Here is a 19,482-nt window from a genome sequence, read left to right as displayed (position 1 = left end):
AAAGGAAAATGGAGCTCAATGAAATCCGAAGATTTCATCGAGCTCCATTCTTTATGAGGTACTTATGTCACAGCCCCGGTGTAATGGCTAAACATCTTTTTACCTCCATGGATTACTTACTACTATCATAACGGGAAAACAGTGAGAAGTCTTTTTCCACGCCTCAGTCACATGACGAAAAAATCATTAGTCCACAATAAGTATTATTATTTGGTTAACTGCCAATGCGGAAATGAAATCACTATCATTAAGATTTGATGAGTGGTCATCCCTTTTGACGAAGCAATCTTTTGCTATAATAGTCAGCGTTTGTTTTAAGATGCTGGTCTACACCAGCGGACAAGGCGGCCGTGGGGCACACGGCCGACCTAAAAGATAAGGGAGATAGATGTATGACAAACCAAAAGTTTCATTTTCGTACGCCAGTAGAGTATTTTAAGTGGCTGTTTAACCAGCTGAAGGGCTGGCCCATCCAGAATTACATGCTCTGGTTCTTCGCCTTTGGCTTCCAACTGGCACTGTTAATTCAAAATAAGTTGACGACTGTGACGATCATAACCTTCATTGGGACCCTGCTGGGAACCCTCTGTGTACTGGCAATTAACGCCACCAAGGCGATTAACGGTTGGCTTGGCTTGATTTCTGCGGCTTGTTTCATCTATGCCGGCTGGTCGGCCAAGAACTACTTGTCAATTTTTGAGCAACTGGCCTATATTGCGACGCTGGACTTGCCAGTGATTTTGGCAGTCAACTCCTGGAACGACGACACCAAGAACCACCTCCGGAAATTTGGTGGCAAGGAGTGGCTGGTCGCGATTGTGGGAACTCTGCTGGTCTACGTTGTCTCCGGTTACTTAATTGGTCACTTGACGAATGACCCGCGGCCGTGGATTGATGCCATTAGTTTCTCAATCAGTTTGACTGCCGGAATTATGTGCTTCATGCGCTATAATAACCAGTTCTACTGGTGGTTGGCTTCCGGGATTTTCCAGTTAATCCTCTGGGGAGTTACTTACGCACAGGGGGATGCCACGCTGGCAATGGCAGTTAATAGCCTGATTTACGTGGCTAACGATATTCTGGCCTTCACCGTTTCCCCATGGTTTAACCGGGGACGTCGTCATGATGGCTTGCAGGAAATTTAAGAATTTGGATTAAGGGAAGGTTACTTGCCATACTCATGGTGAGTGGCCTTTTTTGAAGCAATCAGTTCAGTCAGAGTTAACGGGTGCCAAGGTACCCATTTTTTTGTTTGACGAAAAAAAGCGGAGTGACTGGAAATGTTTTCCTTGAGTGACTAATGAAAGCGCTAGCACCAAGGAATTGGCAAAATAAAATCGATACACCAACTAAATATTCGTTAAAATTGGTATATATAGTGTTGAAAAATGGTTTGGCAAAATATCTTATTATAATTCATTTATGAAAAATAGCATAAAACATTTTACCTAGCTGTTAGCATCATTATATTCATTTATTAAATTATACTAATACATTGGTTATTGACGTTAATGACTAAATGGTCTTAAACTAAATATATACCAATGAAAACGATTTCGCCATTTTCACAAGGTGTGAGAGGAGAAGTATTTATGGATAGACAACAAGCAAATGTTCTCTGGTTTGACGAGCTTCACCGCAAGGATGTAAATCTCGTTGGGGGCAAGTCGTCATCGCTGGGCGAGATGACTTCCTCAATGGATGTGCCAGTTCCGTATGGTTTTGCCACGACGGCCCGCGCTTACCGCGAATTTATGGACAAGAGTGGGGTTAAGGACCAGGTGGACGCATTGCTCGCCGGCATTAAGGATTATGAAGATTCCGACGAACTTCATACTACCTGTGCCAAAATCCGCCAGACAATTGTTGATGCGGAAATGCCAGACGATATTGAACGCGATATCAAAATGGCCTATGCCCAACTAGCCGACAAGATGGGGCAGAAAGATCCGTTTGTCGCCATTCGTTCTAGTGCCACTGCTGAAGACTTGCCAGACGCCTCGTTTGCTGGTCAACAGGAATCATACTTGAATATTCGTGGTGCTGACGACGTGGTTAACCGCGTGCAGGAATGCTACGCTTCATTATTTACCGACCGGGCAACTTATTACCGTCATAAACAGAACTTCCCGACTGATAAGGTTGCATTATCTGCGGCCATCCAGATGATGGTCTTCTCTAAGGCTTCCGGGATTATGTTCTCGGTCAACGTCGCCGATGGTAACGACCAGCAAATCGTGCTGGACACGATCTATGGGTTGGGCGAATACATTGTTTTAGGCAAGGTTACTCCTGACCACTTTGTGATTGACAAGAAGACCCTTAAGATTGTTGACCGTAACATCGTTAATAAGCCAATTATGCTGGAGCGCCAGGGCGATGGCGGGACAATTGAAAAACCAGTACCGGCAGACCTGGCTGATAAGCAGGTCTTAACCGACGACCAGGTTAAGGAACTAGCCGGTTATGCCAAAAAGATTGAACAACACTACGGCTGCTACATGGACATGGAGTTTGCCCTGGACAAGAATACCAACAAGTTATGGATTGTTCAGGCCCGCCCAGAAACAGTCTGGTCACGTCGTAACAAGCAGCACAAATCGGAAGAAGGGGCAGAAGCATTGGGTAACGCAACAAAGGCAGAGGTATTGGTTCGTGGTTTGCCGGCTAGTCCCGGCTTTGGCGCCGGCAAGGTTCACGTGATTGCCAGCCCCAAGGACATCGATGAGTTTAAACAGGGTGAAGTTCTGGTAACGGTTCAAACCTCACCTGACTGGGTGCCAGCAATGAAGAAGGCGGCGGCCATTATCACCAACAACGGGGGGATGACCTGTCACGCCGCCATCGTTTCCCGGGAAATGCAGATCCCGTGTATCGTTGGGACCAAGAGTAAGGGGAAGGCTGCCATGGACACCTTCAAGACCGGCGATGAGGTAACGGTCGACGCCAAAAACGGGGTTGTCTACAAGGGTAACGTCGAGTCAATTGTTAAGCCGATTAAGCAGGCAACGGCAGCTGACGGGGCCGTGGTTGCCGCGGAACAATTCGCACCAACTGGCACCAAGGTCTTGATGAACCTGGGTGACCCAGAGCTAGCTGACAAGTACGCGAGCCTGCCAGCCGACGGAATCGGGCTAATGCGTGAAGAATTCTTGTGGACGACTTACATTCACGAACACCCGCTTTACCTCATTGAAACGGGTCACCCGGAGAAGGTCGTCAACGAGCTGGCGGACGGGATCAGCACTGTTTGTCGGGCGATGAGTCCGCGGCCAGTCGTCCTGCGTTTCTCTGACTTCAAGTCTAGCGAGTATCGTAACCTGAAGGGTGGGGACAAGTACGAACCGCACGAACCATCCGACCTACTAGGCTGGCGTGGTGCTTCCCGCTATTACGACCCGAAGTACATCGAGGCCTTTAAGTTGGAACTGAAGGCTGTCAAGAAGGTCCGCAATGAGTTCGGCTTAAAGAACCTCAACGTCATGATTCCGTTTGTGCGGCGGGTTAGTGAAGCCCAGCGGATCACTGATATCATGCACGAAGAGGGACTGTACCGGAGCGACGACTTCAAGGTGCTGATGATGGCGGAAATCCCGTCAAACATTATCTGTGCCGACAAGTTCAACCGATTTGTCGACGGCTACTCCATCGGCAGTAACGACTTGGCAATGCTGATTCTTGGTTGTGACCGGAACAACGACACGGTGGCCTCACTGTTTGACGAACGGGACCTGGCAGTTAAACGGGCTATCCGTCACCTGATCAAAGCCGCTCACAAGGATGGGCGAACAGTCTCCATCTGTGGGCAGGCACCATCGACTCACCCAGAATTTGCCCAGTTCCTAATTCAGAGTGGGATCGATGCCATTTCCGTCAACCCGGACATGGTTAAGCAAACCAAGCGGAACGTTGCCCACTTTGAGCAACGGATCCTGCTGGACAAAGCAACTGGTCGTGGCCTGAAAAATACCGATGACTACAGCTGGTAATATCTGAATAGTTAAAGAAAGCTCTGATTAGCAGTTTTGCTAGTCAGAGCATTTTTTATCCCAAGATGTTTAATTGATGAAGCCAGTCTAGCAGTAACGGTAACCATAGTGCCATGTGGGGATCCTCCCGCTGACGGTTGACGATGGCAGTATATTTGTTAGCGAGCGCCATCCCGTGGCCACCGGTGGCAAATTGGTGAAACTCAAACGGCACGTGCTTATTGTTGAGGGCCTGCACATACGGCCAAATATGGTCAGCAAATGGCGTCAGCTGATCCTTATTAGAACCCCAAATAAAGGTCGGCGGGGTTGTAGAGCTGACTAACTGACTGACGTCTTCAGTTTGGACACCCATATGTTGGTCGAGCGCAGTCGTAATTACCGGGTAACCGAGGGCAGCGAAGCGGGCGTTGGTTGTCGGCGAGTTACTATAGGCCGCTGCTAACTGTCCACCCGCGGAAAAACCAATGATCCCTAACTTATCCGCTGCGAGGTCTAATTCGGAAGCGTGTTGAACAAGGTAGTCAAAGGCCTGGCAGACAGCCTGCTTCGCGTCGTGGTAGTTTTTATGTTCCACTACCGGGTACCGAACAACAAATGTTTGCATGGCGTGACTGGCAAAGGTGATTGCTACCCGCTCTGAATCCCGTTCACTAACGCGATTATAACTACCACCTGGAAGAATCACTAATCCAGGCAGTGGGCGGTCGCTATTGCTGTGGTAAATATCTAATGATGAGAATGGCTGGTGTAGGGGGACGGTGGTAATCTCCATCAAAGCAGACCTCTTTTCTTTTTTATTATTGTTACTTTTTCCCGGGGAATAAACAAGTGATCTGCATCAATTTGGCTCAGTAATTGCTTCCTTGAACGAAATTATTGCGTTTAAATGCGACGTTTTCAATGGACACTAGCTACTGTGACTTTGAGTAAATAAATTAATTATCGATAGCTAACATTTATATTTGAGAAACCGGTTACAATATATTACCATGGTAGTTGAGAGGAATTATTTTAAGCTTGTTTTAGAAAAGAGGAGCTATTTTGAAAGTCAAACAACATTTTCTCCGGTGGGGCGCGACGGCCCTGCTGATGACCCTCTTGCTTACGCTGATCCCTGCGCCGATAGTGGCTAGTCAGCACTCGATCAGTCGACAACAAAGAGATGAGATTGCTCAGGAGTTGAAGAATCGGAGCGCTAATGCCACCGTCCTTATCGGGGACTCAGCTAATGACCCCACCGTGATCAGCAACCATGTTGACACCAAAGACGGTAAGGCTAAGCCAATTAGCGTCTACCGACTGTTCCCCATTGCTTCCTTAGAAAAGGGAATTACCGGCGTGGCGCTCCAGCAGCAGTTTAACAAGGGAACCTTGTCACCCAAGACGAAATTAGCCAAGTTTCTTCCCCAGGTTGATAATAGTGACCGGATTACTGTTTTTCGCTTGCTGACGCATACCAGTGGGTTGGCGGATGCTCATAACATTGCTCCGGCCCCCATTAAGACGACTGCCGGTAATGTCCGCTTTACTGAACACAATTACCGGGTGGTTAATCGCGATCCCGGCGTCTGGTTTTACGCTAACGTGAATTATGGCTTGATTGCGATCATGATCAGCAAGGTCACGCACCAGAGTTATCACCGGTACGTGGAAGACCATATTATTAAAGCCAACCACATTAGCGGGATGAAGTTTTTCGAACAGTTAAAGAGCAACCAGGACGTGACGCCAGTCCTGGTGAAGGAAACCTTTATCTTAGACCCTCATGAAAGCAACAGCTGGCGGTACTTGGAACGGGAAATGTCGGCGGAATATGGTGCTGGGCAAATCATGACAACGCCGCTGGGCTATTGGCAGTTCATTCACCGCGCTATTCTGGACCGACCGAGTATCCGCAACCAGTACCGCAAGGCCACGCACCACGTGAAAACAGAGCCGGCTTATTACAACGGCTTTTATCTGAAACCGGATGAATTGCACGCCAATGGGTTTACCGATGGTTACACTTGTACCGTCTATACCAATTTAGCCAACCGCCACACTTTTGTGGTTTTTAGCAATAACATCAGTCTACAAAAGTGCCGCGACCTGGCTGCCAAAATTAACCGCATTTACAACCAACAATAGGAAATTACTCGTTCAGCGACAACTGAGCGGGTGCTTTTGTCATTTCTCATCTTGGTTTCTCCCGCCCTTTTTGGTACATTAAAAAGGTGTTTGTTTAAGGGAGGAAGAGAAATGTCGATTTTTAAAACGAAGAGTTTTTGGCTGGCTACCGGTATGACACTAGCATGTTCAGTTGCCGGTGTGTTGTTAGCTAAACTACCCTATGTCAACTTGATTGGGGCGTTGGTGTTGGCCCTGTTACTTGGAATTGCGATGCAGGTATTTCCGCAGCAAGTTCGCCAAACTGCTCAGCCGGGAATGGCCTTTATTTCTAACAAGTTCCTGCGCCTGGGAATTATCCTGCTGGGGTTCCGGTTGAACCTCGTGACCCTAGCTCGGGCAGGGGTGAAAACCATTTTAGTGGCCATCATCGGGGTGGCCGGAACGATTTGCCTGACTTACTGGTTGAGTAAAAAATTCGGCGCCGAAGACGAACTCGCGACTCTGACCGCTTGCGGTTGCGGGATTTGTGGGGCCGCCGCGGTCATGGGTGTTTCACCCCAAATCGAGACGAATGACGAAGAACGTAAGCGGGAGAATGAAGTGCTGGCGGTCGCTGTCGTTTGCGTGATGGGAACGGTCTTTACCTTATTAGAAATTGGCTTGAAACCAGTTTTGGGCTTATCAGCTCCACAGTTCGGGATCGTGGCCGGCGGCTCTCTTCACGAAATTGCTCACGCGGTGGCAGCTGGTGGGGCATTCGGTGAAAGCAGCCTGGATAATGCGTTGATTATGAAATTATCACGTGTTCTGCTGTTGGCGCCAGTGGCACTGATCATCGGGTACTGGTACCAGCGCAAGTTTGTGCGGCGCAGCGTTGCCCAACACCAGCCAACACCCAAAAAGCTGCCGATTCCGTGGTTTTTGGCTGGCTTTATCTTGACGAGTGTGCTGGGAACTTTCCTCCCATTATCTGCAGTCGTGTTAGACAGCTTTGTCCAAGCTGCCTACATCTTTTTGGGGATGGCAATGGCAGCGCTTGGCATTTCCGTTAATTTCCGCGTGATTTTCCAGCGCGGCGGGGCCGTTTTTGGCGCGGCCACGATTAGTTCTGCCTGCCTGCTGACCTATATGGTGATGATGGCGAAATGGTTCTTTTAAGATGGTAAAAGAAAGGGCGACAAGCGTTGAATAATCAACGTTTGCCGCCCTTTTTTGATGGAGATGAGGGGAGTCGAACCCCTGTCCGAATATCTTGCCATCTTGACCTCTACGTTCATAGGCTAACTACTTAAATTTCACCGACCAAAACGCCGCTAACCAAGGCAACCATGACCGACTAGCTTGATGATCTCTTCTAACTGCTTCAAGCGTGAGCAATTAGCGTCAGTCCACTACTTATAAAACCCGTGACCGCATCATGGACGAACCCGGACGGATCTACACGCGCTACTTGTTAGGCAGCGACAGCGTAAGAGTAATTATTATTGTTTGCAGTTATAATTAGAAAACTGAGCGTTTTAACAAGCGCCACCTTCAAACGCAGTCAGGACTCAAACAATACCCGTCGAATCCATAAAACATCCCCGTATGGACTATATCAGCATAGCAGTTTTCGATTAAGTCGACAACTAAAATGCTTACAATTTCCGGTAAAAAATAATCATCTATACCATTTTGACAGAACAAGTGCGTATAATAGGTGATAAGGAAACTAACATTTAAGGAGTGCCGTTGAAATGAAAGTCTTAATGATTGAAGATAACCAATCAGTTTGCGAAATGATGTCAATGTTCTTTAAAAAAGAAAAATGGCACGTCGATTTTGCCTATGATGGGCAGGAAGCACTGGACATGTTTAAGGATAACCCCAATGGTTGGGATATTATTACCCTCGACCTGAATTTGCCCAAAGTAGACGGAATGCAGGTGGCAGCAAAGATTCGGGAGCAGTCACCAACGGTTCCACTAATCATTCTGACGGCACGTGATAGTGAAAGTGATCAGGTCCTCGGCTTAGAGATTGGGGCGGACGAATATGTCACCAAACCCTTCTCACCGCTAACGTTAGTGGCACGGATGAAGGCCTTGCACCGCCGGGCACAAATGGGCGCACCGACGACCACTAGTAATGAAACGCCCAGTTTTGACATCACAACGGATCACTTTAAGATGAATACCAAGACCCGCGAGGTCTACTTAGATGACCAGCCAATCAGTGATCTGACCCCGAAGGAATTCGACCTGCTGAAAACCTTGGCTTCCAAGCCCCGGCAGGTGTTTACCCGTGCTCAATTGCTTCAACTAGTTTGGGACTACGAATACTTGGGGGATGAGCGGACAGTGGACGCTCATATCAAAAAGCTGCGGCAAAAGGTTGAAGTAGCGGGCCCCCAGGTGATCCAAACGGTGTGGGGCGTTGGCTATAAGTTTGATGATTCCGGGGTTAGCAGCAAATGAAACTCGTCTACCGGCAAATGCTGAGTTTCTTCCTGGTCATTTGCACGCTGATGGTCATTTTAACCGCCACTTACATTCAGGTGACCAACACGACTCTCTATCACCAGACGTGGGACCAGTTAACAACTGACTCTGATACCTTAATGATGGATGCGGTCCAGTACGACTTCAGCAACCAAGAACTCAAGGGCCTAAAAATGCAAACGTTGAACGCTAATGCCCAGTTACTGTCGCGGCAGAACGTGCACTTTACGATCTATACCCCGGCAAAAAAGGTTTCTTTCTCTTCCAATGGTTTTCGGCCATCGTTAACCAAGGACGACTGGGCGACTGTTAAGCGTGGTAAGACTATCCATAAACGGCTGGATGCCGCGCCGTTTCGCCACGATAATAGTAGCCGCCAAATGACGGAGGTAATCCGTCCCTATATTTATCAGAATAAGCTGATTGCGGTGGTGGCAACGGGGACCTTTGTTTCGACGATCAATCAGAACCGCCAGCAGATCCTAATCAACATGCTGAAGTGTATTGCGCTAGCGGCGGCGGTAACGCTGGTCATGTCGTATATCCTGTCCAGGCAGATGACCAAGCGGATTAAAAAGATGCAGAAGGCGGCCACCCAGATTGCCCGTGGGGACTACGATATCCACCTACAGACGCCGAGTTCAGACGAACTAGACGACCTGGGCCGTGATTTCAATAAGATGGCTGATTCCCTCCAGGCGTCACAGGAAGAAATTGCCCGTCAACAGGAGCGGCAGCAGAAGTTTATGGCTGATGCCGCCCATGAGATGCGAACCCCGCTGACGACGATTAATGGGCTGCTGGAAGGGCTGGCTTACGATGCGATTCCGGAAGAGGACAAAAAGCACAGTATCCAGCTCATGCAGGCCGACACCCAGCGGTTAATCCGGCTGGTCAATAACACCCTGGATTCAGAGAAGCTGCGGACAAACCAGTTAACCCTGCGGCGGACAATCTTTAACGGTACCGAGGAGTTGCATAACCTGGCTGACCAGCTTAAGGAGAAGGCGGCTGCTAGCGGTGACGTTATTAAGGTTGATGCGCCGAAGCTGGTCCGTGTTTACGCTGACTATGACCGCTTCGTGCAGATCATGTTTAACATTATTCAAAACGCTATCCAGTTTACCGACCAGGGAACGGTGACCCTGGCCGCTAGTCGGGAGCCCCACGGCGCCACGTTTAGCGTGACGGATACCGGGATTGGCATGACTAAGGAACAGGTTGACCACATCTGGGATCGCTTCTACAAGGCTGACCGCTCACGGATGAACACCCAGTATGGGGAGTCCGGGATTGGCCTTTCCATTGTCAAACAGCTGGTAGACCTCCACGGTGGCAAAATCACGGTCGACAGCAAGCACGGTGTTGGTTCTCAATTTACCATCTACTTTCCTGACCGGGATTATGCTCCCGCCAATAATGGTACAAAGTCACAAGATTAAAATAACTTTAAAGAAGACGTCCATTATTTACGTTGCGCAAGTGATGGGCGGTTTTTAGTATGTTCTTTTTGGGTAGGGGCTTGCTTTTTAGTTAGGAGTTGTTATACTTTAATTGTAGTCAAGAATGGTTCTAAGAAAGGATGGAACAATATGAATTACATTAACCACGAAATTGATGACTTTACGCTGCCAGCTTACCAGGATGGCGAAATCAAAGAAATTAGCAAGAAGGACTTGCTGGGCCACTGGAGCATCATCTTCTTCTACCCAGAAGACTTTACTTTCGTTTGTCCAACCGAACTAGAAGCACTTCAAGACAACTATGCACAATTTAAGCAGGAAGATGCTGAAATCTACTCCTGTTCAGAAGATACGGAATATGTTCACCAGGCATGGGCTGAAGCATCAGAAAAGATTGCCAAGATCAAGTACCCAATGCTAGCTGACCGGGCCGGTAAGCTGGCACGGCAGTTTGACGTGTTAGACGAACCATCAGGTGATGCCTTCCGGGCGGTCTTCATCGTTGACCCTGATGGCAAGGTTCAATCCTACACGATCAACAACATGAGTGTTGGCCGTAGTGCGGATGAAATTCTGCGGACACTGCAGGCTGCTAAGTTTGTTCGTGAACACGGCGACCAGGTTTGCCCAGCTAACTGGAAACCGGGTGAAGAAACGATTAAGCCAAGCCTCGACCTTGTCGGCAAGCTTTAATCGTGGGTGACCATAATGAGTGATCAACATATTTACGACCTCGTGGTGATCGGCGCTGGTCCAGCCGGGCTGACAGCCGGACTATATGCCGGTCGGGCCACGATGGATACCCTGATTCTCGAGGGAGAGAACGTCGGCGGCCAGGTAACCACCACATCCATCGTTGCTAACTACCCAGCGGTGGCCAACGTTGACGGGACCCAGCTGATGAACCAGTGGCAAGAACAAGTCGCCGCACTGGGAGTGGAAATTGCCCATGACCAGGCAGTGAAGTTTGACTTTAATGGCGATGTGAAGACGATTACCGGCCAATCGGGCAAGGAGTACTACGCCCGGGCAGTCATCATCGCCACCGGTGCCTCACCGCGAAAAGTCGGTTTTACCGGCGAAGATGAGTTCCGCGGTCGCGGGGTGGCCTACTGTTCAACTTGCGATGGCGAACTGTTTACCGGCCTGCAAGTCTTTGTCGTCGGTGGCGGTTACGCTGCTGCCGAGGAGGCAGACTACCTGACCCGCTTTGCCAAGCACGTGACTGTCCTGGTGCGGGCCGACAAGTTCCACTGTCCGCCATTGGTTGCTGCTAAGGCACTGAACAATCCAAAGGTGTCGGTGCAATACCATACCGAGGTGAAGGCCGTTGACGGGGATGATTACCTGACAACTGCCACCCTGGTCAATAACCAGACGGGCAAGGAAAAGGTCTACCACGTCGATGACGGTGACCGAACCTTTGGGATCTTCGTCTACGTGGGCACCAAGCCGGCAACCAAGCCATTTGCTGGTCTGCTAGCGATGGATGACCGTGGTTACCTCAAGACTGATGCTGACGGTAAGACGAACGTTCCCGGGGTTTACGCGGCTGGCGACGTGATTGTGAAGGATCTGCGGCAGATTGTTACCGCCGCGGCTGACGGGGCAACGGCGGCCACGGCAGCAGAAAAGTACATTACGGCCCAGAAAGAACGGTTGGGGATTCCAATTCACCGGGAAGTCAAACGGTCCGCTCAACCAGTAGGACAGACTTCGCAGGTTGCAGCCGATCAACAACCGGCTCAGCCCCACAGCGGCAAGTGGCTGACGGCCGATATTGTTGCCCAGCTGAAGGCGGTCTTTGGCCGCTTGACCAAGCCGGTTACCTTGCAACTGTTGGAAAACCACACCCAGCACAGCCAGGAACTGGACAGCTTTGTCAATGAAGTCGCCCAGTATAGCGACCTATTAACGGTTGAACGTCACGAAATCACGAGTGACGACGTGTTGCTGCCACAGTTGCGACTGCTGGTTGACGGCCAGGATACCGGTCTCCATTATGCGGGAATTCCAAGTGGCCACGAAATGAGTTCGCTAGTCCTGGGAATTTACAATGTTGGTGGTCCAGGTCAGGATGTGCCAACAGAGCTGCGGGAGCGCATTACCAAACTACCACGGGTTGAGATCCAAATTGGGGTTTCATTGACTTGCCACTTCTGCCCCGACGTCGTGGCGGCTTGTCAACGGATTGCCTCGCTCAACCCGCAAGTGTCGGCAACGATGATTGATCTCGGCGAATTCCCTGACCTGCGCGAACAGCGCAAGATCATGAGTGTTCCGGCGACGATCATGAACGATGGGCCGGTGATCTTTGGCAGCCAGACGATGGAACAATTAGTCGCTGCCGCAGAACAAGCGGGACAACATTAATTAGCTTTACAAGGACGGACGCTATTGTGGCGCCCGTCTTTTCTTTATCATGGTAGGCTGACTATTGCATATCGATAACGTTTACATTATTATTGAAGAGAATATTTCTAGACAATTCACGGAAAGGATCCGGTAAAGATGGGAAAGGTTTCGTTTGATAGTAGTGCATTGAAGAAGTTTGTGCACGCTAATGAATTAGGTGAGATGCAGGCAATGGTAACTGCCGCGGACAGCGAGTTACGCAACGGGACGGGGGCCGGTGCCGACTTCCTTGACTGGCTGCATTTGCCGACCCAGTATGATAAAGAAGAATTTGCACGGATTAAGAAGGCCGCCAAGAAGATCCAGTCCGATTCAGACGTGCTGGTCGTAATCGGGATTGGTGGCTCCTACCTGGGCGCTAAGATGGCGGTTGACTTCCTGCACAATACCTTCTATGAAGCACAGTCAGCAGAAGACCGCCAGTATCCGCTGGTGGTCTTCGCCGGGAACTCACTGAGTTCGACTTATGTTCACGACCTGATCCAGCTGATTGGCGATAAGGACTTTTCAATCAACATTGTTTCCAAGTCGGGGACGACGACCGAACCATCGATTGCTTTCCGGATCTTCAAGCAGTTACTGATTAAGAAGTACGGGGAAGAAGGAGCTAATAAGCGGATTTACGCCACTACTGACAAGGCCCGTGGCGCACTGAAGACCGAAGCGGATGCTCACGGCTACGAAAGCTTTGTGATTCCTGACGGCGTTGGTGGTCGCTACTCCGTCCTCTGCCCGGTTGGTCTCCTGCCAATCGCTGCTTCAGGTGCTGACATTGACCAGCTGATGGCCGGGGCGGCAGATGCTGAACGTGAACTGGTTTCTGCTGATCTAAGCAAGAACCCGGCTTACCAGTACGCCGCTTTCCGTAACATCTTATACCGGAAGGGCTACACCACCGAGCTGCTGGAAAACTACGAGCCGAACATGCGGATGTTAGCCGAATGGTGGAAGCAGCTGGCCGGTGAATCCGAAGGGAAGGACCAGAAGGGCATTTATCCGTCCAGCGCTAACTTCACGACGGACCTCCACTCACTGGGCCAATACATCCAAGAAGGTCGGCGGAACCTGATGGAAACCGTTGTTAAACTGGACAAGCCGAACTTTGACGTTGATATTCCGAGTGCCGAAGACAACCTCGACGGGCTGAAGTACCTGGAAGGCAAGACGATGGACTTTGCCAACACCAAGGCTTACCAAGCGGTCGTTGCTGCCCACAACGACGGTGGTGTTCCGGTGATGACGGTTCACATTCCGGATGAAACTGAGCATACCCTGGGTTATTTGATTTACTTCTTTGAAGTAGCCATTGCCGTTTCCGGTTACCTTGACGGGATTAACCCGTTCAACCAACCGGGTGTGGAAGCTTATAAGGTCAACATGTTTGGCCTGTTGGGCAAGCCTGGTTACGAAGAGATTGGTGACAAGTTGTGGAAGTCCATGGCGGATAACCAATAATAAGGCAACGATAACCAAAAGGGGCCGTGGTTCTATGCCACGCCCCTTTTCTATGTAATGGAGGAATTTAATCATGCATGGTTTTATTGGCGAGCTGGTGGGGACCTTTATCCTGATTGTGATTGGTTGTGGTGTTGGTGCCGGGCTCAACCTGAAAAAGACGTTTAGTAGTGGACAAAAGGACTGGTTCTACATTGCCTTTGCCTGGGGCGTCGCGGTGACAATGGGGGTCTACGTAGCCGGTTCACTGGGGTCACAGGGTCACCTGAATCCCGCAGTGACGATTGCCTTTGCGGTTGCTGGCACTTTTCCCACCGCCCAAGTGGGGCCGTACTTGGCTGGCCAGTTCCTGGGCGCTTTCCTGGGTTCCGTAGTGGTGATTATCCAGTTTTGGCCGCACTTTAAGGCCACGACCAGGCCGGAGGAAAATAACGTCAGTATTTTTGCGACAATGCCGGGGATTAATTACGGGTTGTTTAACTTTATCAGTGAATTAATTGCGACCTTCGTTTTTATCCTAGTACTGGTCAACCTCGGTGATTTTACCACCGGACTAAAGCCAGTCGTAGTGGGATTAGTGATTTTTGCCATCGGTGCCGGTCTCGGCACCACCACTGGCTTTGCACTGAACCCGGCCCGGGACTGGGGACCACGGTTGGCTTATACCTTAATCCCGGTACCGAATAAGTCAGGTGCTGGCTGGTGGTATAGTTGGGTGCCGATGGTAGGTCCCATTTGTGGTGGTTTATTAGCAGTCGGTTTACAAGCGATGGTGAAATAAATGGCAAATCAGCTCAAAGCAGAACAATTAAGAAAACAACGTGATAAAATAACCAAGCAGATTGCAATTTGGCTCGTCCTGACAATCGTTATGGGAATCATCACCTGTTTGCACCTCTTACCGTTTATTAAGTGGGTAACGATTTTTTGTGCGATTTACACGATGGTGATGATCGGTACCTGGTTAGGACTAACTTCAGCAATTAAAAAGAACCTCAATCACTGAGGACGGAAGGAATGGTGAGTGTGACGCAGGAACAACGTCGGCAGCGGCGCTTTTGGACATTGATCGGGATTATTTCCTGTACCTTTTGGGGCATTTCGGGGCTTTGTGCCAAGGGATTGTTTAATATCAGTCCGCAAATAACACCGATGTGGGTCTCACAGGTGCGGATGATTACCTCTGGTATTATTCTACTTATCATGGCGGCACTGGCCCATAAGGATCCGCTTCGTGTTTGGCGGACCAAGCGTGATGCCATTACCATTACCGCTTACGGTGTTTTAGGCCTGTTGCCGGTACAGTACTGCTACTTTCGCGTGGTCCAGGAGGGGAACGCGTCGATCGCAACCATCCTGCAGTTTATTGGCCCCTTCTTCATTGTGGCTTACGTGGCCCTTTTTCGTCACCAACGGCCGCGACGGATCGAAATGATTGCGGCCGTCGTCGCCTTTGCGGGGGTCTTTATCCTGGCAACTCACGGGCGGTTTAACCACCTGGCACTAACCCCTGGGATTCTCTTCTGGGGGCTATGTTCAGCGGTCGGGGTCGCCACCAATACCCTGATTCCCCAACGGATGGTCCGTGGTGGCTTTTCTTCGCTCGTCATTACCGGCTGGGGCCTGCTGATTTCTGGCCTGGCTCTCCTGCTGGTTCACCCCGCTCAGCCGTCATTACCAGCTAATGGCAAGATCTGGTGGCTGATGGCTGCGGTCATTATTGTGGGGACGCTGATTCCTTTCCAGCTCTTTACCAACGCGCTCCGTTACATTCCGCCTTCAACGGCCGGTTTCCTGGATGCCTTTGAGCCACTGTCGGCAACGATCGGGTCGGTCCTTATTTTTCACCTGCACTTGACGGGGGCTGACTGGCTCGGCTCGGTAATGATCATTGTTGCCGTTTTGGCGTTAAACTACCAACCGAAAGAAAAACGAGTGTCACCCAGTTAAACATTCAACCTCACCGCGATTCGAACACTTGTTCGTGTTTGATGCTATAATAGCGGTGAGGTGTTTTTTATGCCACATCATGAGTCGGCAAGCGCCGCCGCGAAGTTAATCCTCAAGCGGATTTATGACCACTTTGACCACCACTTAAATGTTCGATACCGGATACTGATTGTCAATGACACCTTTAATCAACAATACAACTGGTTTTTGGAATGGCAGCGGCCTGGTCACCGCACACGATCGGTTCCGCTTCATAGTCTGGCTGCCAGCAGAACATCGTTACCAGCAGTCGTCCGGCTAGTTAGACAAGGGGTGGGAATGACGATTGCTTATCGCGGGTTTGCCCACCAGCGCTAACCAAAATATTGAGATTTTCCTAACATGACCGGATCGGTAATTGACTAATGTTGACGACTCTGCTAGATTAGGAAGAGTTGATTTGATTATCATTGAGCATACTAGCTAAGAAAACAACTACAGAGGGTTTGAAAGATGGCTAAACATGAAACGCGGGAAGAATACCGCGAACGTCTCCAACGAGACATTGATGAGAGCGTAGCCAGAAAACAGCACCGTCGCCACCGGCAAACGGGCGGTAATTCGCAACTTCACCCACACCGGCCTGGTAAGTGGCTAAAGCGCTTTGTTCTGGCGCTGATCTTGCTGTTGATTTGCGCGGGCGGTTATGAGTACCACAAGATTCACAGCACCGCCCAGGGAGTCTTTAAGCAGGGGAGCGGGAAGATTGATCCGAAACTGAAGGCTGGCAAACCAGTGTCTGTCTTGCTGATGGGGACTGACGTCGGTGCCTTGAACCGGGGGAATAAGGGTGGTAATACCGATACCCTGGAACTAATGACGGTCAACCCGAAGAAGCAGACGATTACCATGACCAGTATCCCACGGGACACCCTGGTCCGGGTTAATACCGATGATGGCCCTGACTACGTCAAGATTAATGCGGCTTATTCGATTGGCGGACCAAAGCAAACCTGCAAGCAGGTATCGGAACTGTTGAACGTACCGATTGACTACTATGCGGTAATTAACATGGGTGTGCTGAAGAAAGTGGTCAATGCCGTTGGCGGGGTTGAAGTGGACAACCCATTTGCCTTTGATTATGAGGGACACCACTTCCCGAAAGGTAAGCAGCACCTTAATGGTGAATATGCCCTCAAGTATTCACGGATGCGGTACGACGACCCGAATAACGACTACGGACGGCAAAAGCGGCAACAGCAAGTAATGATTAGTGTTATTCACGAGCTGAAGTCCTCGGGATCTGTCGGGGCAGTTAACAAGATCCTTGATGCAGTCAAGGACGGAGTCAAGACTAACGTGCCAATTGATAATGTCGCGACGCTCTACGCCAACTACCACTTGGCAATGAACAATGTTAAGACTTACCACTTCCATGGTAAGGACGCGACGATTGATGGCGCGTCATTCCAGATTGCTTCGCCAAAGGAAATCAACCGCGTTTCTAAGCTGATTCGTCACGCCCTCGGCCTGAAGTTCAAGAAGGTTCACAACTACGAAACCTGGATGTGGAACCTGCAGACCACCTACGACGGGGTCACTAACGTCAACTTTGAACTGCCAAATGGTGCCCAGTATAACGTTGCTGGTAGTGGTGGCTCTAGTAAGAAATCATCAAGTCACCACGCTAGTTCGTCGCTGACTACTGGTTCATCGACTTTTGGTGGTTCCACCGGTAGTAATGCGGTTACTAGTGGCAGCACCGGGACGACCAGTAGCGAACCGGGTCATTCCTCAACTACGACCACTGAATCGCCGGCAAGCTCTCCGGAAGCACCGACGAGCGCGGACAGTGCAGAATAAATTAGTTCGCATCAGTCTCCTTGCCGACTAGTCGGTGAGGGGGCTTTTCTGGTTGGTGGCGAAGGATGGTTTGGTGTTGACAAGCTCGCCTCCAATCAAGTAGGATAAGTGTTGATATGAAAAGATAGTGCGCAGGAAAAAGCGGCTTGCTAAACAGAGAACCGGTCACGTGCTGAAAGACCGGGCAAAAGCAGTAATTCACACCTGCAAATTGGTCGAGTGTGCATGCATTCGGTCCGGAGCGGCTCCGTTATCACCGGGGTTGAAAAACCTACTGAGGCGGCTGTTGTGAGGCAGTCGTGAACAGGGGTGGAACAGAGACTAATCATCTCCCTCTCGTCATTTGACGGAGGGAGTTTTTCTTTTGAAAGGGGTATTTTCAGCGATGGCAAAAACGAATAAGTTCCAACGACCAAAGGGGACGGCAGACATCCTGCCGGGAGAAATCGAAACTTGGCAGAAGGTTGAAGCGACGGCGCGTGATGTTTTCCGGGTTTACGGTTACGAAGGCATTCGGACGCCGATGTTTGAAAATTTGGAGTTATTTGACCGCAGTGCGGGGGAGACCTCGGATATTGTGGAAAAGCAAATGTATGATTTTGACGATAAGGGTGGACGGCACATTGCGTTGCGGCCAGAAGGTACTGCCGGGGTTGCCCGGGCTTACGTGGAAAACCGCCTGTATGGTCCGGAATACGCTAAGCCGTACAAGGTTTACTACATGGGCCCAATGTTCCGTTATGAACGACCACAATCTGGTCGGCAACGACAATTTACCCAGATTGGTTGCGAAGCCCTCAACAACGAATCGCCGCAAGTTGATGTTGAAACGATTGCGATGGCGATGGAATTCTTCAAGCGGCTGGGAGTAGCGGACAAGCTCAAGGTCACCCTGAATTGTCTCGGTGACAAGGAAACCCGTGAAACATACCGTCAGCAGTTGATCGACTACTTGAAGCCGTTCTACGACCAACTGTCTGATGATTCGAAGCGGCGGTTATACCGTAACCCGCTCCGGGTCCTTGATAGTAAGGATGCTGCCGACAAAAAGATTGTGGCCAATGCACCATCGATCCTGGACTGCCTTAGCGACTACTCACAACAGTACTTCGCTACCGTTAAGCAGCAGCTTGACGCACTGGGTATTAAGTACGAAATCGACCCCGACATGGTGCGGGGGTTGGACTACTACAACCAGACGATCTTCGAGATCATGTCTAATTCGCCGGTCTTCGGTGGCGACTGGGTGACGGTTTGTGGTGGCGGTCGTTACAATGGTTTGTTAGCCCAAGTCGGCGGTCCTGATAACGGGGGCATTGGCTTTGGGATTGGGGTGGAGCGCCTCTTGCTCCTGCTTCAAGAAGAGAACCCGAACTTTGCGCCACAACCTGGGTTGGACCTCTTCTTGACGGCGCCTGATGAAGACGGTAGCAACTATGCCTTTCAGTTGATGACGAAGCTCCGTAGCAAGGACGTTGCTGTTGACAAGGACTATGAAGGGCGTAAGTTAGGGACGCAAATTAAGGAAGCGGCCCGGCGGAATGCCAAGTACTTCACCGTTATCGGCGACCGGGAAATTGAATCCGGCAAGCTGACGTTGAAGCAAACTCAGAGTGGTCAACAGGTTGAAGTGACTGTCGACGACCTCCTGGCCAATCCGCAAGATTACTTAAAATAATGAATAAGTAAAAGGGTCATCCTGACGTGTACCCCCAGAGTTGGAAATTCAACTCCGAGGGTATTTTTATGGCTAAAATTAGCATCAATACGAAGATT

At 50.1% G+C, this 19,482-nt stretch carries 16 protein-coding genes and 1 other RNA gene; 15 read left to right on the top strand and 2 right to left on the bottom strand.

Annotated elements, in window-relative coordinates; genetic code table 11:
- Positions 1-392 precede the first annotated feature (392 nt).
- On the top strand, positions 393-1,145 hold the full coding sequence (gene pnuC / locus Q0E49_RS05610) for a nicotinamide riboside transporter PnuC (protein WP_295746954.1): 753 nt from the start codon (positions 393-395) through the stop codon (positions 1,143-1,145).
- Positions 1,146-1,592: 447 nt separating this feature from the next.
- The gene (gene ppsA / locus Q0E49_RS05605) at positions 1,593-3,989 is read left to right on the top strand and encodes a phosphoenolpyruvate synthase (RefSeq protein WP_295746953.1); all 2,397 of its coding nucleotides are present in this window, start codon (positions 1,593-1,595) and stop codon (positions 3,987-3,989) included.
- Between the two features lie 55 nt (positions 3,990-4,044).
- On the opposite strand, the gene Q0E49_RS05600 is transcribed toward ppsA, so the two are convergent.
- The gene (locus Q0E49_RS05600) at positions 4,045-4,764 is read right to left on the bottom strand and encodes an alpha/beta hydrolase (RefSeq protein WP_295746952.1); all 720 of its coding nucleotides are present in this window, start codon (positions 4,762-4,764) and stop codon (positions 4,045-4,047) included.
- Between the two features lie 269 nt (positions 4,765-5,033).
- Between Q0E49_RS05600 and Q0E49_RS05595 the strand changes: the two genes are divergently transcribed.
- Positions 5,034-6,119, top strand: a complete 1,086-nt coding sequence (locus Q0E49_RS05595; protein WP_295746951.1) for a serine hydrolase domain-containing protein — start codon at positions 5,034-5,036, stop codon at positions 6,117-6,119.
- 111 nt (positions 6,120-6,230) lie between these two features.
- On the top strand, positions 6,231-7,259 hold the full coding sequence (locus tag Q0E49_RS05590; RefSeq protein WP_295746950.1) for a putative sulfate exporter family transporter: 1,029 nt from the start codon (positions 6,231-6,233) through the stop codon (positions 7,257-7,259).
- A 55-nt stretch (positions 7,260-7,314) separates the two neighbouring features.
- On the opposite strand, the gene ssrA is transcribed toward Q0E49_RS05590, so the two are convergent.
- Positions 7,315-7,686: a transfer-messenger RNA gene (ssrA, locus tag Q0E49_RS05585) on the bottom strand.
- 151 nt (positions 7,687-7,837) lie between these two features.
- Here ssrA and Q0E49_RS05580 point away from each other — a divergent pair.
- The 11 genes from Q0E49_RS05580 to hisS all read left to right on the top strand — a co-directional run bounded on the left by Q0E49_RS05580 (position 7,838) and on the right by hisS (position 19,384).
- Positions 7,838-8,557, top strand: coding sequence for a response regulator transcription factor (locus Q0E49_RS05580; RefSeq protein WP_295746949.1), 720 nt, complete (start codon positions 7,838-7,840; stop codon positions 8,555-8,557).
- Complete coding sequence (locus tag Q0E49_RS05575; protein ID WP_295746948.1) at positions 8,554-10,023, top strand: HAMP domain-containing sensor histidine kinase; 1,470 nt, start codon at positions 8,554-8,556, stop codon at positions 10,021-10,023. The genes Q0E49_RS05580 and Q0E49_RS05575 overlap by 4 nt, the downstream gene beginning before the upstream one ends.
- A gap of 150 nt (positions 10,024-10,173) precedes the next feature.
- Complete coding sequence (locus Q0E49_RS05570; protein WP_295746947.1) at positions 10,174-10,737, top strand: redoxin domain-containing protein; 564 nt, start codon at positions 10,174-10,176, stop codon at positions 10,735-10,737.
- A gap of 15 nt (positions 10,738-10,752) precedes the next feature.
- Positions 10,753-12,417 (top strand): FAD-dependent oxidoreductase, encoded by a 1,665-nt coding sequence (locus tag Q0E49_RS05565; protein WP_295746946.1) that lies wholly within the window; start codon positions 10,753-10,755, stop codon positions 12,415-12,417.
- 138 nt (positions 12,418-12,555) lie between these two features.
- Positions 12,556-13,914 (top strand): glucose-6-phosphate isomerase, encoded by a 1,359-nt coding sequence (locus Q0E49_RS05560; protein WP_295746945.1) that lies wholly within the window; start codon positions 12,556-12,558, stop codon positions 13,912-13,914.
- A 73-nt stretch (positions 13,915-13,987) separates the two neighbouring features.
- On the top strand, positions 13,988-14,695 hold the full coding sequence (locus Q0E49_RS05555) for an MIP/aquaporin family protein (RefSeq protein ID WP_295746944.1): 708 nt from the start codon (positions 13,988-13,990) through the stop codon (positions 14,693-14,695).
- A complete protein-coding gene (locus tag Q0E49_RS05550; protein WP_295746943.1) occupies positions 14,696-14,920 on the top strand; it encodes a hypothetical protein in 225 nt (74 codons plus the stop codon).
- 11 nt (positions 14,921-14,931) lie between these two features.
- Entirely contained in the window at positions 14,932-15,864 is a 933-nt protein-coding gene (locus tag Q0E49_RS05545) for an EamA family transporter (protein WP_295746942.1), read from the top strand.
- A 69-nt stretch (positions 15,865-15,933) separates the two neighbouring features.
- A complete protein-coding gene (locus Q0E49_RS05540) occupies positions 15,934-16,221 on the top strand; it encodes an acetyl-CoA carboxylase (RefSeq protein WP_295746941.1) in 288 nt (95 codons plus the stop codon).
- 135 nt (positions 16,222-16,356) lie between these two features.
- Entirely contained in the window at positions 16,357-17,706 is a 1,350-nt protein-coding gene (locus tag Q0E49_RS05535; RefSeq protein ID WP_295746940.1) for an LCP family protein, read from the top strand.
- A gap of 385 nt (positions 17,707-18,091) precedes the next feature.
- Complete coding sequence (hisS, locus tag Q0E49_RS05530; protein WP_295746939.1) at positions 18,092-19,384, top strand: histidine--tRNA ligase; 1,293 nt, start codon at positions 18,092-18,094, stop codon at positions 19,382-19,384.
- The last annotated feature ends 98 nt before the right edge of the window (positions 19,385-19,482 follow it).

Source organism: uncultured Limosilactobacillus sp., assembly GCF_934202235.1.
Classification (GTDB): domain Bacteria; phylum Bacillota; class Bacilli; order Lactobacillales; family Lactobacillaceae; genus Limosilactobacillus.
This window is presented reverse-complemented; position numbering and strand designations above follow the sequence as displayed.

Bases quoted from the DNA above. Each gene is read 5' to 3' on its own strand.
- Q0E49_RS05575 (WP_295746948.1), top strand. From the start codon at position 8,554: ATGAAACTCGTCTACCGGCAAATGCTGAGTTTCTTCCTGGTCATTTGC.
- Q0E49_RS05600 (WP_295746952.1), bottom strand. From the start codon at position 4,764: ATGGAGATTACCACCGTCCCCCTACACCAGCCATTCTCATCATTAGAT.
- Q0E49_RS05555 (WP_295746944.1), top strand. From the start codon at position 13,988: ATGCATGGTTTTATTGGCGAGCTGGTGGGGACCTTTATCCTGATTGTG.
- ppsA (WP_295746953.1), top strand. From the start codon at position 1,593: ATGGATAGACAACAAGCAAATGTTCTCTGGTTTGACGAGCTTCACCGC.
- Q0E49_RS05540 (WP_295746941.1), top strand. From the start codon at position 15,934: ATGCCACATCATGAGTCGGCAAGCGCCGCCGCGAAGTTAATCCTCAAG.
- Q0E49_RS05560 (WP_295746945.1), top strand. From the start codon at position 12,556: ATGGGAAAGGTTTCGTTTGATAGTAGTGCATTGAAGAAGTTTGTGCAC.
- Q0E49_RS05590 (WP_295746950.1), top strand. From the start codon at position 6,231: ATGTCGATTTTTAAAACGAAGAGTTTTTGGCTGGCTACCGGTATGACA.
- Q0E49_RS05550 (WP_295746943.1), top strand. From the start codon at position 14,696: ATGGCAAATCAGCTCAAAGCAGAACAATTAAGAAAACAACGTGATAAA.
- Q0E49_RS05565 (WP_295746946.1), top strand. From the start codon at position 10,753: ATGAGTGATCAACATATTTACGACCTCGTGGTGATCGGCGCTGGTCCA.
- Q0E49_RS05545 (WP_295746942.1), top strand. From the start codon at position 14,932: ATGGTGAGTGTGACGCAGGAACAACGTCGGCAGCGGCGCTTTTGGACA.
- Q0E49_RS05535 (WP_295746940.1), top strand. From the start codon at position 16,357: ATGGCTAAACATGAAACGCGGGAAGAATACCGCGAACGTCTCCAACGA.
- hisS (WP_295746939.1), top strand. From the start codon at position 18,092: ATGGCAAAAACGAATAAGTTCCAACGACCAAAGGGGACGGCAGACATC.
- Q0E49_RS05580 (WP_295746949.1), top strand. From the start codon at position 7,838: ATGAAAGTCTTAATGATTGAAGATAACCAATCAGTTTGCGAAATGATG.
- pnuC (WP_295746954.1), top strand. From the start codon at position 393: ATGACAAACCAAAAGTTTCATTTTCGTACGCCAGTAGAGTATTTTAAG.
- Q0E49_RS05570 (WP_295746947.1), top strand. From the start codon at position 10,174: ATGAATTACATTAACCACGAAATTGATGACTTTACGCTGCCAGCTTAC.